The following is a 15,308-nucleotide window of genomic DNA, read 5'->3' as shown; positions in this document are numbered from 1 at the left end:
TATGGGATACTTCCGCATAAGTGGCTTTATCCAGCTCCACAAGCTTCTTAAAAGCAAAGGCTACGCCAAGCTTACTTCTATCCGCCTGCTTGTAGGGCTTAATGTCGATAAGCTTATCTATGAGCTGCAAGCTACAAATATCGACCCAAATATGCAAGAAAAGCCATTTAAAGAGCTTTTCTACCAAGAGCAAAGAAATCATATCAACCACAAAGAGTCTTATCAAATCGAGGTAGAAGACTCCATATCTGCACTAAGTAGTGCCATAAAATCTGGGCAAATCCAAATCCGCATCGTGCGGGAGAAGAACGCCCACGCCAAATTCTATCTCTTCTACAAGCAGCAGTATTCCAGCGTAAAAAATCGCGATGAATGTATAGGCTCTCTCATCGTAGGCAGTAGCAACCTAAGTCACAATGGCTTAGAGAAAAACTACGAGTTTAATCTAAAAACCACAGATTCTAGGGATTTGGATTTTGCAAAATGGGAGTTTGAGCAACTTTGGGAAAATGCCCTACCCTTAAGTGCCGAAGACATAGCCCAAAGCAAGAAGGGCACTTACTTGCAAACCATCACACCAAGAGAGCTTTACTACAAGCTCCTACTATGCTACTTTGGTAAGGGATTTTTACAGCAAGACACAAGCATAAACGCCTTATTTAAGGGCTATGCCACCTACCAATACCAAATCGATGCCGTGCAAGAAGGCATAGAAAAGCTGCAAAAATACAATGGATTTTTTCTAAGCGATGTCGTAGGACTTGGTAAAACGCTCATCGCCTGCGTGATTGCCAGAAAGCTGCAAATCGATGGAATCTTACAGGGCAAGATTCTCTTCATCTGCCCAAAACAAGTGAAAACAAGCTGGCAAAAGCACATTGATGAAATAGCCATAGCAAACTACAACATACAGACCCCAGACAATCTCCACAATATCCCACAAGACTATATCGATGAGATCGAGCTAGTAATAACTGATGAGAGCCATAGATTTCGCACAACTAGCACGCAAAAATACCGGAATCTACAGCACATAGTCAAATCTCGCTCCAAGCACGATAAAAAGCTGATCCTAATCTCTGCCACCCCGCAGAACAACCACCCACAAGAGCTAGCCAATCAAATCTACCTTTTCCGCAATGGGAGAGACACAGAGCTGCTTAATGGCAGAGTGCTGGAGAGCTTTTTGACAAAAATCAATAGTGAATTTACAGAGCTGCAGCAAAAGCGCAAAGAAATTTATGAAAGCACCCCTAGCGATAAGCTAGATTCTAGCCCGCTCCTACAAGAGAACACAAGCAAGCTAAAAGAGCTAGGCGATAGACTGCGCGACAATTTGCTACTACGCATTATGATACGCCGCACTAGGGCAGATATAGAGCTATTCTATCAAGAAGACAAGCAAAAGCAAGGTCTCATATTCCCAGAGATTACCCCACCACAAGAGCTGACTTACAATCTTGATGAAGTCTCACATAATCTAGCCAGCGACACGATCAGATTCCTAGAGCAAAACGAGCAAGGCGCGCTAGGTGGTTACCAATACAAACGCTATCTACTCTTCCCCAATCTCACTCCACAGGGGCAAAAAAAGTATATGCAAGCCTATGGTAAAGGCCACGATGAAAGATACTATAAAACAAGTGCCGAGCAGCTACAAGGATTTATACAAAAGCTTTTATTTAAACGCTTTGATTCTAGTATCGCTGCCTTTAAATCCACTTTGAACACAATCATAAAAGCCCACGACATAATGCTAAAAATGCTAGAGCAAGGAGTAGCTAGAATCCCCAAGGAGTCCAACAACTTAGATAAATTCTACGAGCTAATTGAGAGTGATAGTGATGACTCCCTAGAAGCCCTAAACAAGCTTGAAGAAAAGGACAGGGTATTCTCACTACACTTTAGCAAAGATCCTTCTCAAAGTGATTTTAAGCCAGAATATAAGGAAGATTTAGAGCGAGATAAACAAGCCCTAGAAAGTCTCCTTAAAGAGTGGGAAGCAATCAAGCAAGATCCAAAGCTTGACGCACTTGTCAAAAAGCTTGAAGAGCTCCAAAGTGCAAAAATCGTCATCTTCACAGAAGCAAGGACAAGTAGCGAGTATCTAACCACCAAGCTAGAGTCGCTCCCAAAATTACGCGACACGATTTTGCATATCCACGGGGGCAACCGCGATGAGCTAGAATCTAGCATACGAGCAAACTTTGATGCCAACTACCCAGAAAATAAGCAGCAAAATGACAAGCGAATAATCATCACCACAGATGTCCTAGCAGAGGGTATCAACCTCCACCGCGCTAATATTATTATAAATTATGATACCCCCTACAATTCCACGCGCCTTATGCAGCGCATAGGGCGGATCAATCGCATAGGCACACCCCATAAGCAAATCCATATCTACAACTTCAAGCCAGACTACTTCACAGACTCCATTATCCATATCCGCGCCATCGCTAGCCAAAAGATCCAAAGCTTCCACTACACTTTGGGCGAAGATTCTGCCATCTATGATGAAGGCGAAGAGTTTGACAGCAAAAAGCTCTTTGACAAAAGCATAAAACTTCAAAAAGAAGATGTAAGCCAAGAGACAGCACACAAAAAGGCTCTAAAAGATCTCTACCATAGCGATAGGCAAGCGTTCCAAAAGATAGAGTCCCTGCCCAACAAATCCCGCTGCTTCATACAAACCAAAGAGCAGGATATAAGCTACGCCTACCTAAAATCCACTCACAAAGATAGCAATATCTTCGCTCCATATCACATACAAGAGTCTAAGCACAATCTCATAGAAGAAGAAGTAGCTAGAGAATGCTCTGTATTTGATATGCTAGATTTTTTACAAAGTCATATAACTTCCCCAAAGCACCAAGCCTCCAAAACCCAGCTAGATGTGCATTATAGGCATATCCATAGAGCCATTGACACCTTTAGCGCGCCGCCAAAAGCCCCGCTACTAGAATCTAGCAAAAGCGACAAACACGCCTCCAAAGCCATAAGCAAGATTAAAAGTCTCCAAGACCAAATCCCAAAACACGATAGAGAAGCACTAGAGCACGCTATCAAGCAAGGCAGCCACGCCAATCTAGCCCAAAACATCGACAAAGCCAGCTTAGAAGAAATCTTGCAAATCGCTAAGACCCTACCCCACCCCAAGCAAGACCAAAAACCAAGCCCAACCTCCACAAAAAAGCCAGATATAGAGCTAAGTATCACTGCTTTTACAAAGGCAGAGAAATGATCGCCCTAGAATCCACTTTTTCTAAGGGGGATTCGGTCTTGGGCGAGCAATGCGGCAGTGTTGCGAAAATTACTAAAGAAACATCGCCTACGGCGAGCGGTGTCCCTTGTTTTGTGAAAGGCACGAACGCCAAGTTCGCTAACCTTCCCCAATTTTCGCAAAGCTACCACAGCCTCACCGCAACTCCTAGAATCCTAGAAGAAGAAAAATCGTCATTGCGAGGGAGCGAAGCGACCGCGGCAATCCACAAAGACAAATCGCAAAAAGTGGATTCTAGGTTTTTCACTCAAACCGCCCAAAGTCTAATCAGCCGCAGGCGGCAGGATTTTTGATGAAAAGCGCAACAAATTTAAAAACACAACAGGATTCTAGGATTTCTAAAGAAACATCGCCTAGCGGCGAGCGGTATCCCTTGTTTTGCGATGAGAAATCTTTGCTTTGCGAGCGCGTGCAAGGGCGCATACTTGGCGTATGTAACCGCAGCACGCACGAAGCAGTCAAAGATTTATCGCGCAAAGCCGAATCCACCAGCCCAACGCCAACGCTAAAACCACACAAAGGAGACCCCAATGAGCAGCCTAGAGACCTTTATCCAAGCCCCTTACAAGTTTGCACATTTTAGAGACTTTATCAAAGAGACTTTCGCAAGCGATGATGAGATAAACTTCTACCAAGATGCACCCACCCCCTACAAAAACGGACATATAATCCGCACTTACACCAAAATCTGCGAGCCAATCACCCTAGCAGACTCCCACACCATAGGGGTTTTCGCATTTGATACCACTTCGACCAATGCCAAAATCACCCTACACAAAGAGCTAGCCAAGCTACTAAAATCCCAAGTAGATGGCGAGTATCTCTCCGCTATCTTAGCGGTATTCTACGACAAGCAAGCCCCGCAAGAGTTCCGCTTAAGCCTTGTTAGCAAGGGCTATGACCTAGCGGCAAATGCAGAGACTTTCTCCAACCCAAGCCGCCAAAGCTTCGTGCTAGGAGATTCTATCCCCACCCACACCGCACAAAAGCAGCTTCAAACGCTCATAGACTCCCAAGCCAAGAGCAAGCAAGCCCTAGAAGAAGCCTTTTCCCTAGAGCCTGTAACCAAAGAGTTTTACAAAGAGATTGTAGGGATTTTTATCACGCTTATAGACTCTATCCAGCTCCCCACAGAATCCCAAGTAGATTCTAGTGGCAATCCAAAAAACGCAGACTCCAGCGACAACACCAAGCGCGAGTTTGCCCTCCGCCTCCTCTCTCGCCTCCTTTTCTGCAAATTCCTAGAAAAAAAGGGCGTGATAGACCAAGCCATATTTAGCACCACTCTAAGCGACAATTACTACCACGAAGTCCTAGAGCCGCTCTTTTTCTCCACGCTAAACACCCCAAGAGACGCCCGCGACTACGCCCTACTAGACCCACACATCGCCACCTTGCTAGATCACATACCCTACCTAAATGGCGGGCTTTTCGCCCCACAGGCAAGCGACTTCTACTCCCCGCAAAAGCCCACCGCCTACCACGCCACCCTAAAAGTCCCCAACGCCCCCTTAGCCGAGCTTTTTACCCTGCTTGAAAGCTACCACTTCAGCATCGATGAATCCACCCCAGACTCCCAAGAAGTAGGGCTAAACCCAGAGCTTTTAGGGCTAGTGTTTGAGAGCCTTTTAAGCGAGCTATTTACTGACAATCGCAAGGACTCTACCGCTTCACTGCGCAAATCGACAGGGAGTTACTATACGCCGAGAGAGATAGTGCGGTATATGTGTAGAAGCTCTCTCTACCAATTTTTACTCACTAAAATGGATTCAGCTTTTGGGGATCGCGTTGGCTTTTTGGCTAAAAATGGCGATTGCGGCGGCGAGCCTGCGGTCATTACCGCTTTAGGTAAATCCCTTGACTCGCCTTGCAAAGCCCCATTTTTATCTCAAAAATCCTGCCGCGAGCGGACAGCCCTAGAAAGCCCCACCGCAAATCTTAGAATCCTTGAAAAAGAAAGCCGAGCCGAGCAACAATCGTCATTGCGAGTGGATTTATCCACGAAGCAATCCAATTCTGCGCAAGCAGAATCCAATCAAATCAATGGCGCACGCAAAGCGTGCAACCTTGAAAGCGTGCAGGGGGATTGGGGGGTCAAAGGGGGGATAAGGGGGGACGCTTCGCAAGTAGCCCCCCTGTCCCCCCTTGAAAAGACTTTATCCCAAGCAAAGCTAGAATCTAGCAATAACGCGAAAAAAGTAGATTCTAGTGCGATAGCCAAAGCAATCCACGCCCTAATCTTCCACCACGACCCAAGCCACCTACCCCCACAAGCACACCCCCAAATCCTATCCGCCCTACAATCGCTCAAAGTCCTAGACCCAGCCTGTGGCAGCGGAGCCTTCCCCATAGGGCTTATGCAGGAGCTTTTAGAGCTAGGCGAGATTCTAGGCGACACCCGCTCCCCCTACACGCGCAAGCTAGAAATACTGCAGAGCAACATCTACGGCATAGACATTCAGCCTATGGCGACAGAGATTTCCCGCCTGCGCTGCTTCCTATCGCTTATCCTAGAAGAAGCCCCCAAAGACATCAAGCCCCTGCCAAACTTAGAGTTTAAATTCCTAAGTGCCAACTCCCTGCTCCCCCTGCCCCAAGACTCTATGCTAGAGTATGATGGCTACCAAGCCGACAAGCACAAGCTAGAATCTATCCGCCAAGATAACTTCAGCGCAGACCTAAGCAAAAGAGAGAGCCTTAAGCAATCCTACCTAGAGACCGCCGCCCACATAGCAAGAAACCTTATCCTACACGCCCAAGGCGAAAGCCCCCTAACACAATGGAATCCCTACGACCCACACTCTGTGGCAGAGTTTTTTGACAGCGAGTATATGTTTGGACTAAGCGGCTTTGACATCGTAATTGGCAATCCGCCGTATATATCCAGCGAAAATATGCCCCAAGTCATCAAAGATAATCGCCATATTTTCAAAACCGCCCATAAGAAAACAGATATTTATGTATTTTTCTATGAATTAGCCTTGAAAATGCTAAACCACAAAGGCATTGTAAGCTACATCACTTCAAACAAATTCCTATCCCAAGAATATGGGCTAAAGCTAAGAGAACTATTCCTAGCAAACACACTTCACAAAATCATAAATTTTAATATCAATGTTTTTGCAAGTGCTAATGTAGATACCTGCATACTCATAGCCAGCAAACAATCCACGCCAAACAATCACATAGAAGTCAAAGACATTTATACGCGTGCTGATTATGATTCTTTTACACAAAATATTTGTGAATCTATATGCCAAGAGATTTTCAAAACCACTGATTTTTATAATTTCCGCTTATCGCTCACAGATGAAAAACTAGCATTCCTAGAATCTATCAAAGCAAAATCCCACGCCTTAAGTGATATATGTTTTGTCAGCTATGGTTGCAGACCCTGCGGCAATGCAAAGAATCCAAAACTAAAGAAAAAAGATGTAATCCACCAAACCCCACAAGGCAACGCAAAGCCCTATATAGAATCTAAAGACACCTATCTATCCCCCTACACTATCCACCACCACGACTACCTAGACTACCAGCCTAGCAAATTTTACAACGCAATGTTTGAACAGCTTTTCACACCTACAAAGCTTATGTGTGGCAGAACTTTAGGCGATGTGAGAAATATAAACTTTGTCTATGATGATAAGGGTAGATTTTGCAATGATTCTATGTGCTGTATCCTGCTGTGGAAAGACCTAGAATCCACCACACACCCCACACCCAAAAAGCTCATAACTAAAGAAAAAATAGCTTTATCTAAGGGCTATGATTTATTATTTTTACAAGGGGTGCTAAATTCTAAACTGATTAAATTCTATGTCAAAGAGCTTTTACACGATGGGCTGCATTTCTACCCAGACCAGCAAAAGCAACTACCTATACCAAAGCTAGATTCTAGCAACCAACACTTATACGAGCAAATCAGCCAAAAGGTAAAATCCATAATAACCACCCACGACAAAGAGCCACTACAAAACGAGATAGATTCTTTAGTTTATAAACTCTATAACCTAAGCAATGATGAGATACAAACCATAGAAAAGGAGGTTAATATGTAAAAGATAATTTTAATTATTTGGTTTCAGTAAAAGCTTAGGCGATAGCCTTAAAAATATTTACATAAGGAGATACAATGAAACACATTCTCACAGACATCAACACCAAATCCGAAGGCGGACTAAAAGCATTTAGCTATGGGCAAATTGTAGCCGACACAAGAGAAAAAGAAGAACTTGTAGAAACACTGAAACAGCTTTTGCAAAAAGATTATATTCAATGCAAAATTAGTAGCAATCGAGCAGGGAGTGGATATCTAGTATATGTCATAGCAGAAGTTTGCATTACACAAAAAGGTAAAGAGTTTTTGGCAAATAATCCAAGCTAGATTCTACTATGGATTGCCGCGCGGACAAGTTCGCTCGCAATGACAGAAATATAGGTTTTAGTGATAATGCCCTTTTTCCGTCATTGCGAGCCGATGAAATCGGCGCGGCAATCCATAAGCAAAAAGAGCTAGAATCCACAATCGACAGCCTAGTCTATACACTCTACAATCTCACAAACGATGAAATCGCCACCATAGATTCTAAGAAAACTAATGCTAGAATCTAAGCACCACAAAAGCCCAAAGGAAAGCCAATGACACTAATGCTAAAAAATGTCGATGAAAAGACCTTGCAGAGCATAGAGCAGCTACGCTCTGTCAATAATAAGCTAGAAATCATCAAAGATGAAAGCTATATCACACAGGCGCAAAAGGACTATGAGGCATATAAGGCAGGGGAGTTAGCCTTTGTCGATAGCGTGGAGCTAGAAAACGAGCTAGAAGCAAGCATAGCCAAGTATGAAACGCCTTCGCTTTAGCCAACGCTTTGTCGCCGAGCTTAAGAAAATCACCGAGCATATCACTAAGGATAAGCCCCAGAGTCTAGGGCGTTTAAGGCTGCTTTGCTTACCAAAATCAAGGGCATACCTGCTATGCCATACTCCTATCGCCAATGATGAGTGTGTGCGTGAGCTGATATTTAAGGGCTTTGTGGTGGTGTTTGTCATTAGCGATAGCATCGATGTGCTAGGAATCATAAGCAAAATCTATGGGAGATGTGAGCTACTATATCAACCCCAAACCAACCCTAGAATCTAAAGGCAAAAGCAGAGCTTGAAAAAGAGAGCTTACTCTAGTGCATAAAGTGTATTTGACAAAAAGTTTTAAAAAGACGCAAAACCCTTTGTTTTACAATTTTATGTATAATGCCTGACATTTTATATAAAAGGGGCGATAATGCTTAGCGTAGGGATTGGCGAGATTCAAAAAAACACGGCGATTTTTTCTAATCTAAAAGAATCTATGCAGATTGTGGATAAAAGAAAGCATCAGGTATTAGCGATTGTATATCCAGCAAATCACGCTAGAGATTCTGTCGCTAAAAAGCTTGCAGGCAAATATAAAAGTCAAGTAACGCAAGGGAGAGAAAAAGATCTGCAAAACACAAGCATAGAAAGCCTAAAGGACATAAAACAAAAAGCTATGCTTGAAGCTTTGGGGGAGAAATATGGTCTATCTCATTGATACAAATATCATCATTCGCTTTTTGATCGGCGATAATGATGAGCATTTGGCATTAAGCAGTGAGTATTTTAGGCAGATAGAAAATGGCGAGATTCAAGCTGAGATTCTAAGCGAAGTGCTAATGGAGGCGTATTTTGTCCTAACAAAGTTTTACAAGATTGATGAAGCTGAAGTCTTACAGGATTTAAAGGCTATCCTTTGCCTTGAAGGCGTGGCAAATAGAGATAAAGCCATACTTATTGAAACGCTCAATATCATAGAGCATAAGCATATAGATTTCATTGATGCACTCATTTGTGCCAAATGCAAAGTGCAGCACTACGAAAAGCTAAGTTTTGATAAAGATTTAGATAAATGCTAAGGGCTACTGCCTTGCCCTTAGCTAGCTTGGTGCATAAAAGCTAGAATCCAAAGTCGCGCGCTAACCCCTAGCCAGAGACTATCTCTCAATCTCTATGACTTCTTCTGTGCTAATGTCGTGGATAATGTGCTTCTTATCCCATTGGCGATTTTTATAGGTGGGATTTATGCGTGTAGATTCTACGCCGACTTCTTGCGCGATCCCAGAAGATGCCTTAGGCGCGCGCTTGGCAGGGCTTTTAGTATCTTTTGGTGCATTGGAGACTTGATGCTCATATATAGTCTGCGTGGCTTGCACATCTGTATCGCTTGCTTTTGGCAGGGTGGCTTTGGGCTTTGGGGTGGCTTGTTTAGATTCTAGGGGCTTTGGCAAAGTGGGCGCGTTTGCTTGGCTTGGCTCTTGCGCGGGCTTTGGCTGCTCTGCAGGGCTTGGCTGGGTGGAAGCCTGCTCTGGCTGCCCAAGCGATATAGGCTCTTTAAAGAGCACACGCTTAATGATATTACCATTGCGCACGATCATAAAGCCTAGAATCTTGCTCCGCTTATAGTCGATGATCTCCACCCTATCTTCTAAAGACGCAGCGCTAGATTCTACCCCTGCCCCATCATTTAAGCCCGAAGTAGAATCTATACGCCCCGCTTGACCCTGCGCACCAAGCACGCAAGCTACCCAAAGGCAAGCCGCTAATATCACTCTACACATTTGTATCCTTTAATAATTTGTTAAGCGATTATATACTAAAACTCGCGCGCACTCCACTAAACTATAACACAAGGATCAACGATGAAGCCCTACCCTATCCACACACCAAATGCCCCACAAGCCATAGGTCCCTACTCGCAGGCTATGGGGCTTGGAGACTTGATATTCACCTCTGGCTCTATCGCCTTGCAAGCTAATGGCGAGTTTGTCCAAGGTGGGATAAAAGAGCAAAGCGAGCAGGTTATGCGCAATCTCCAAGCAGTGCTTGAAGCGAGCGGCTCTGGGCTTGAGTATGTGCTAAAGACTACTTGCTTTTTGGCTGATATGGGGGATTTCGCGGTGTTTAATGAAGTCTATGCCAAGGCATTTGGCGCACATAAGCCCGCGCGCAGCACGATCTCTGTCAAATCTCTGCCCAAAGACGCGCTAGTAGAAGTAGAAGTCATCGCCCTAAAAGCACAAGCCTAACCTTGCACTAATTAAGCAAAATGCAAACATTTTACAGCTATAATCGCGCCCTTGCAGCTTACGCGCTTGATATGAAGCTAGCACATTACACAAAGGAAACACAATGTATGCGATTTTGAAGAATGGAGGCAAGCAATACAAGGTAGAGCAAGGAAGCATTATCCTGCTTGATAAACTAAGCCTTGAGCCAAAGTCAAAAATCAGCTTTGAAGAAGTCCTAGCCCTGCACGATGGCAAGTCTATCGTAGTGGGCACGCCCTTTGTCAAAGGAGCGAAGGTAGAAGCTGAAGTGATCAACGAAGGTCGCGGGAAGAAAGTCATCACTTTCAAAAAACGCAGAAGAAAAGATAGTAAAACCAAGCGTGGATTCCGCCGAGATTTCACACGCGTGAGAATCACAAGCATTACAAAATAAGGAGCAACAATGGCACACAAGAAAGGTCAAGGAAGCACCCAGAATAACAGAGATTCTGCAGGGAGAAGATTAGGCGTTAAGAAGTTTGGCTCGCAGTTTGTCCGCGCTGGCAATATCATTATCCGCCAAAGGGGGACTAAAGTCCATCCCGGAGATAATGTAGGGATCGGCAAAGACCACACCATTTACGCGCTCATCGATGGGGTCGTGCAATTCTCACAGAAGACCAAAGAGCGCAAGAAAGTCTCTGTTATCCCAGCTGCTAACTCCTAGAATCTAGGAGTGCTCTCCCAACTTTGCTCGCACACTCTACGCGAGTCTATTACCTACATATACGATCCAAGGAGCTTCTATGAAACCCACTTTATCCCTTATCGCTCGCTTTGTATGCGCCCTTTTTCTTATATCTGCGCCACTATATGCCGAGCAAGCAGCCCCTAGCGCGTCATATAAAAAAACCTTTGAGAAGTTCCTAGAAATCTCTCAAAGCAATGCTATGCTAAAAGACATAAGCGATGGTAAAGCCGCAGAGCAGATCATCGCACAAATCACAAAAGGGCAAGATATAACCAAAGCCCAAAAGGACAAAGTTACTCGCATTGTGCGCGATACTTTCTCTAGCATAGCAAAAGATCTAGAGAGCCAAATACTGCTGCTTTATCATAAGTATTACACAGAGCAAGACTTAAACGATCTAATCGCGCTCTATCAAACCCCAGCTGGCAAAAAGTTGGCTAATAATGCAGTGGCGACTCTTAGAGACTCTCAAGAGCTAGCCCAAGCTATGGTGATCCAATATTTCCCCAAAATGGAGTCCCAAATCCACCAAATCCTAGCAGAGTCCAAAAAATAGCTACTTATAAAGTGGCTAAAGGTAGCTGATGTTTATCGATAGTGCGGATATTTTTGTCGCTTCTGGGAATGGCGGTGCTGGAGCGGTGAGCTTTAGGCGAGAGAAGTTTGTCATACAGGGCGGACCTGATGGCGGCGATGGCGGCAAGGGGGGCGATGTTGTCTTATGTGTTGATAACAATGCCGATACGCTCTCAAACTTCCGTGGCAAAAAGCACCACAAAGCCCAGCACGGCGCACCCGGTGGCGCACGCCGCTGCACAGGGAAAAGTGGAGCAAATCTCATCATAAAGCTCCCGCTAGGCACACAAGTTTTCAACTATGAGAGCGGAGAGCTGCTCGCAGACTTAGACTCTCCTAGCAAAGAAGTGCTACTGCTTAAAGGTGGCAAGGGTGGGCTAGGCAACTCTCGCTTCAAAAATGCGAGCAATCAAGCTCCAACCTACGCGCAAAAAGGCTTACCCGGTGCTTCACTACACTTGCGCCTAGAGCTAAAACTCATCGCTGATGTAGGGCTTGTAGGCTATCCAAATGCTGGGAAGTCTAGCCTTATCTCCACGCTCTCTAATGCTAGACCAGAAGTAGCAAACTATGAATTTACAACCCTTACCCCGCATTTAGGCGTGGTGGAAGTCGATGAGCTGCGCTCTTTTGTGATGGCAGATATTCCGGGGATTATCGATGGAGCAAGCCAAGGGAAGGGGCTTGGGCTGGAGTTTTTGAAGCATATTGAGCGCACGAAGTTTTTGCTCTTTGTGCTAGATGGGCTAAAAGACCCAAGCACGCAGTATAGCCACTTGGCAAAAGAGCTTGCAAGCTTTAGTGCAGATCTTAGCACGCGTCCATTTGGGATTATTATTAGCAAAATTGATGTCGCGCAAGATCTCTCTAGCAAGTTTGCTGCTTTGCTAGGATCGTTTGCGCAGCCAATCCCGCAGGATTTAGATATATCTAAGCCCATACTCCTAGAATCTATCGGGGCGGACTTGCCGCATTTGCCGCACTTCATCTTAGGCGTCTCTTCTGTGGCGCATACCAACACCGATACACTTAGATTCTCTCTCCAAAGAGCACTAGAATCTAGCGACTCCATAGCCTAAGCCACACACACGCCGCTATAATCGCCACACACACGCCAAATACAAGCAAGCAGCACTGCGCCATCGTGCCAATCTCCCATCTAGGCAGGAGATACCAGCCATTTGCATAGAGCTCGACAAAGGCTTTTTGCACGCCACTAAGCACTACGCCGCTTGGGATTATAGGTGCATCAAGCCCGCAGTCCCCACTTGGAGCAAACCACTCTGGCAGCCAGCGATCCAAAGGTAGCCCAAAGTCAAAGTGCGCCTCCATTGAGCACCCGCGCACGCCAAACACCACCTCATCGCTATGGATAGCAGTGTGGATTCTATGTAGCTGCCAAGCAGACATTATCCCCCTAACACCCGCATAGAGCATACACACACCACCTATGCCAAAGGCTAGCGCACTTCTAGGTGCAAGCGCGATGATGAGCGCGCCAAAGGCTTGCACTATAAAGGCATAGCGGATATACACACACTGCTCACAAGGGCGCATATAGCCATACACTTGCAGCACATAGTGTGAGAGCACCACAAGCCCCAAGCTCACCCCAGCTAGTAGAATCCACCCTGCGCGCTTGCCTTGCCATTCCTGCAAACACAGCGCGAGCTTATGAGCTAGCTTCATACCAAATCCAAAGAGATAGAATCTAGCGCGCTAAAAGCTCTGTAATCTTCTCGCCCAAATCATCAAGGGATTTTAGCTCGCTTATTTTGATGAGATATTTGCCATTGACCACAAACGCCGGCACACCTTGGATAATGGCAATATCATAGCTAGCCTCCCAAGCTTTAAGAAGCTTTTTCACCTCTGGATCTTCAAGTGCTTGCAAATAATCACTCTCGCTAATGTCCGCTGCTTTAAGCCCTGTTTCTAGGAAGCCTTGCGGATCCTTGCCATCTTTCCAGCGATTTTTATTGATGTGGTATTCCTCAAAATATGCACTCTCCGCCTTATAGAATGATGAATTTTTATCACTAGCTCCAATCCCAGCGCGCTTGTCTTTAACAAGCAGCACGGCAAAGAGCTTATTAGCCACCTTGCCATAGTCGCCCTTTTGCTCTAAATGATAGGGTCTAAACTCTACTCCATCTGGGAGCTTTTCAATGATTTGTGGCAGGATTTTTGAGTATTTAAAGCAAAATGGACACGCATAGCTATATACTTCAATCACGGAGTTTTCCGCATTTGAGATAGGGGTTTTAAGCACGAAATAATCTACCCCCTCTCTAATCTCTACCCCCACAAGCTTCACACCAGCCAAACACAAAAAAAGCACGCCTAATAATCTAGCCCCTAGCCAATTCTTCATACAATCTCCTTGATGTAAATGTCATATTGTAACTAAATCCACCAAACCCTTATAAACTCCTTGGCATAAGCAGCACGATCACAAGAGCTGGCACAGCAAATAGTGCTGCAAAAATCGCGTTAAACTCTATCCCCAAATGCGCGAAAATCGCCCCTCCAAGCGCACTAGCACAAGCAATCCCTACATTAAACGACCCTTCATTAACGCTAATTGCACTCTCTTCAAAGCCTTTGGCATACTTATGCGATGAGAGAATAGCAAGCGACTTTAGCGGGGCAATTGAAGCAAAGCTCACCATACCCATAACGCACAAATTGATAAGCACAAGCACTTGCGAATACGCACTTACACTCATTAGCGCGTAAGTGATCACCTGTGCGCTAAGCATTAGGCGCAGTGAGATGATAGAGCCTTTGGCATCAGTGATTTTCCCGCCTACAAGATTCCCCACAACCGCACTACCACCATAAAGCAGCAAAATCGAAGCAATAGACTGCTTATCAAAGGTGGAGAGCACAAGCAAAAACTCCGCGATATAAGTATAAAGCACAAAGCTCGCTCCACAGGTGCAAGCAGTTACCACATACGCGCGCAAAAGCTTAGGCACACAAAGTGCTAGAAAAAGATTGCGGATAAAGGTCCTTTGCCCCTCAATATGGGGCATAATGAGCCACACACTAATAATCGCCACCCCTGTAAGCACCACAATAAGCCAAAAAATCGCTTTAAAGCCGAAGAGCTGCCCCACAAATGTCCCTAAAGGTATGCCCGTAACAAGCGCGATCGTAAGCCCAGATACCATTAGTGCTAGGGCGGTGTTTTGCTTCCCTGCCTTAGCGATCTTTATCGCAGCAATAGTAGCGATGACAAAAAACACCCCGTGCATACAGCCAGCCACAAAGCGTGCGCACAAAGTCAAGTAAAAATTATCGCTTATAGCGACAATGAGATTTGCTAGCAAGAAAATAAAAAGATTTAGCATAAGCTGGTATTTGCGATCAAACCTACTTATGGGGATTGTCAAAACCGGTGCGCCAATCACCACGCCAATGGCATAGATTGTAACAAGCCAGCCAGCCACAGGCTGTGAGACCATAAAATGCTGCGCCAGATCGGGCAAAATCCCCGCGACAATAAACTCTGTAACCCCCATACAAAATGCGCTTAATGCAAGTGCGAAAATGCCTTTTGATGATGGCTTTTGCGTGTGTGTCATTGATAGATTCTCTTTCTGCTTGGGTGATTCTAAGTGTAATAAAC

At 45.1% G+C, this 15,308-nt stretch carries 19 protein-coding genes; 15 read left to right on the top strand and 4 right to left on the bottom strand.

What is annotated here, in order from left to right; all coding sequences use genetic code 11:
• Position 1 precedes the first annotated feature (1 nt).
• The 10 genes from F4V45_RS10015 (at position 2) to F4V45_RS07305 (ending at position 9,216) form a co-directional block, all read left to right on the top strand.
• A complete protein-coding gene (locus F4V45_RS10015) occupies positions 2-3,244 on the top strand; it encodes a helicase-related protein (protein ID WP_150337701.1) in 3,243 nt (1,080 codons plus the stop codon).
• A complete protein-coding gene (locus F4V45_RS09805; protein WP_246145288.1) occupies positions 3,241-3,576 on the top strand; it encodes a hypothetical protein in 336 nt (111 codons plus the stop codon). The genes F4V45_RS10015 and F4V45_RS09805 overlap by 4 nt, the downstream gene beginning before the upstream one ends.
• Positions 3,576-3,866 carry a hypothetical protein gene (locus F4V45_RS07340; RefSeq protein ID WP_150337700.1) on the top strand — a complete coding sequence of 97 codons (291 nt, stop codon included), beginning with the start codon at positions 3,576-3,578 and terminating at the stop codon, positions 3,864-3,866. Before F4V45_RS09805 ends, F4V45_RS07340 begins: the two co-directional genes overlap by 1 nt.
• Entirely contained in the window at positions 3,814-7,344 is a 3,531-nt protein-coding gene (locus F4V45_RS09610) for an Eco57I restriction-modification methylase domain-containing protein (protein ID WP_211362730.1), read from the top strand. The genes F4V45_RS07340 and F4V45_RS09610 overlap by 53 nt, the downstream gene beginning before the upstream one ends.
• Before the next feature lie 74 nt (positions 7,345-7,418).
• Positions 7,419-7,670 carry a hypothetical protein gene (locus F4V45_RS07330; protein WP_150337699.1) on the top strand — a complete coding sequence of 84 codons (252 nt, stop codon included), beginning with the start codon at positions 7,419-7,421 and terminating at the stop codon, positions 7,668-7,670.
• An 8-nt stretch (positions 7,671-7,678) separates the two neighbouring features.
• Positions 7,679-7,897 carry a hypothetical protein gene (locus F4V45_RS07325; protein ID WP_150337698.1) on the top strand — a complete coding sequence of 73 codons (219 nt, stop codon included), beginning with the start codon at positions 7,679-7,681 and terminating at the stop codon, positions 7,895-7,897.
• A gap of 27 nt (positions 7,898-7,924) precedes the next feature.
• Positions 7,925-8,149, top strand: coding sequence for a hypothetical protein (locus F4V45_RS07320; protein ID WP_150337697.1), 225 nt, complete (start codon positions 7,925-7,927; stop codon positions 8,147-8,149).
• Positions 8,130-8,429 carry a type II toxin-antitoxin system RelE/ParE family toxin gene (locus F4V45_RS07315; protein WP_150337696.1) on the top strand — a complete coding sequence of 100 codons (300 nt, stop codon included), beginning with the start codon at positions 8,130-8,132 and terminating at the stop codon, positions 8,427-8,429. The genes F4V45_RS07320 and F4V45_RS07315 overlap by 20 nt, the downstream gene beginning before the upstream one ends.
• Before the next feature lie 138 nt (positions 8,430-8,567).
• Positions 8,568-8,855: a hypothetical protein gene (locus F4V45_RS07310; protein WP_150337695.1), complete on the top strand. Its 288-nt coding sequence runs from the start codon at positions 8,568-8,570 to the stop codon at positions 8,853-8,855.
• On the top strand, positions 8,839-9,216 hold the full coding sequence (locus F4V45_RS07305) for a type II toxin-antitoxin system VapC family toxin (RefSeq protein ID WP_150337694.1): 378 nt from the start codon (positions 8,839-8,841) through the stop codon (positions 9,214-9,216). Before F4V45_RS07310 ends, F4V45_RS07305 begins: the two co-directional genes overlap by 17 nt.
• A gap of 78 nt (positions 9,217-9,294) precedes the next feature.
• Here the strand turns inward: F4V45_RS07305 and F4V45_RS07300 are convergent, their stop codons facing one another.
• Positions 9,295-9,918, bottom strand: coding sequence for a hypothetical protein (locus F4V45_RS07300; protein ID WP_150337693.1), 624 nt, complete (start codon positions 9,916-9,918; stop codon positions 9,295-9,297).
• A gap of 81 nt (positions 9,919-9,999) precedes the next feature.
• Here F4V45_RS07300 and F4V45_RS07295 point away from each other — a divergent pair, with 81 nt between their 5' ends.
• From F4V45_RS07295 to obgE, 5 genes are all read left to right on the top strand, one after another.
• Entirely contained in the window at positions 10,000-10,386 is a 387-nt protein-coding gene (locus F4V45_RS07295; protein WP_150337692.1) for a RidA family protein, read from the top strand.
• A gap of 103 nt (positions 10,387-10,489) precedes the next feature.
• Positions 10,490-10,801: a 50S ribosomal protein L21 gene (rplU, locus tag F4V45_RS07290; protein WP_023930408.1), complete on the top strand. Its 312-nt coding sequence runs from the start codon at positions 10,490-10,492 to the stop codon at positions 10,799-10,801.
• Between the two features lie 9 nt (positions 10,802-10,810).
• Positions 10,811-11,074, top strand: a complete 264-nt coding sequence (gene rpmA, locus F4V45_RS07285) for a 50S ribosomal protein L27 (protein WP_023930407.1) — start codon at positions 10,811-10,813, stop codon at positions 11,072-11,074.
• A gap of 79 nt (positions 11,075-11,153) precedes the next feature.
• On the top strand, positions 11,154-11,654 hold the full coding sequence (locus F4V45_RS07280) for a DUF2059 domain-containing protein (protein WP_150337691.1): 501 nt from the start codon (positions 11,154-11,156) through the stop codon (positions 11,652-11,654).
• A gap of 28 nt (positions 11,655-11,682) precedes the next feature.
• Positions 11,683-12,753, top strand: a complete 1,071-nt coding sequence (gene obgE / locus F4V45_RS07275) for a GTPase ObgE (RefSeq protein ID WP_150337690.1) — start codon at positions 11,683-11,685, stop codon at positions 12,751-12,753.
• Here the strand turns inward: obgE and dsbI are convergent.
• The 3 genes from dsbI to F4V45_RS07260 are packed head-to-tail and all read right to left on the bottom strand — an operon-like array spanning position 12,734 to position 15,264.
• The gene (gene dsbI, locus F4V45_RS07270) at positions 12,734-13,363 is read right to left on the bottom strand and encodes a protein-disulfide oxidoreductase DsbI (protein WP_150337689.1); all 630 of its coding nucleotides are present in this window, start codon (positions 13,361-13,363) and stop codon (positions 12,734-12,736) included. The two genes, obgE and dsbI, sit on opposite strands and share 20 nt — an antisense overlap.
• A 22-nt stretch (positions 13,364-13,385) precedes the next feature.
• Entirely contained in the window at positions 13,386-14,048 is a 663-nt protein-coding gene (locus F4V45_RS07265) for a thiol:disulfide interchange protein DsbA/DsbL (RefSeq protein WP_150337688.1), read from the bottom strand.
• Between the two features lie 49 nt (positions 14,049-14,097).
• Positions 14,098-15,264: an MFS transporter gene (locus F4V45_RS07260; protein ID WP_150337687.1), complete on the bottom strand. Its 1,167-nt coding sequence runs from the start codon at positions 15,262-15,264 to the stop codon at positions 14,098-14,100.
• Positions 15,265-15,308 lie beyond the last annotated feature (44 nt).

This window comes from Helicobacter canis, from assembly GCF_008693005.1.
Lineage (GTDB): Bacteria > Campylobacterota > Campylobacteria > Campylobacterales > Helicobacteraceae > Helicobacter_B > Helicobacter_B canis.
Note: the sequence above shows the minus strand (reverse complement) of the source record. Positions and strands in the feature narration are given on the sequence as shown.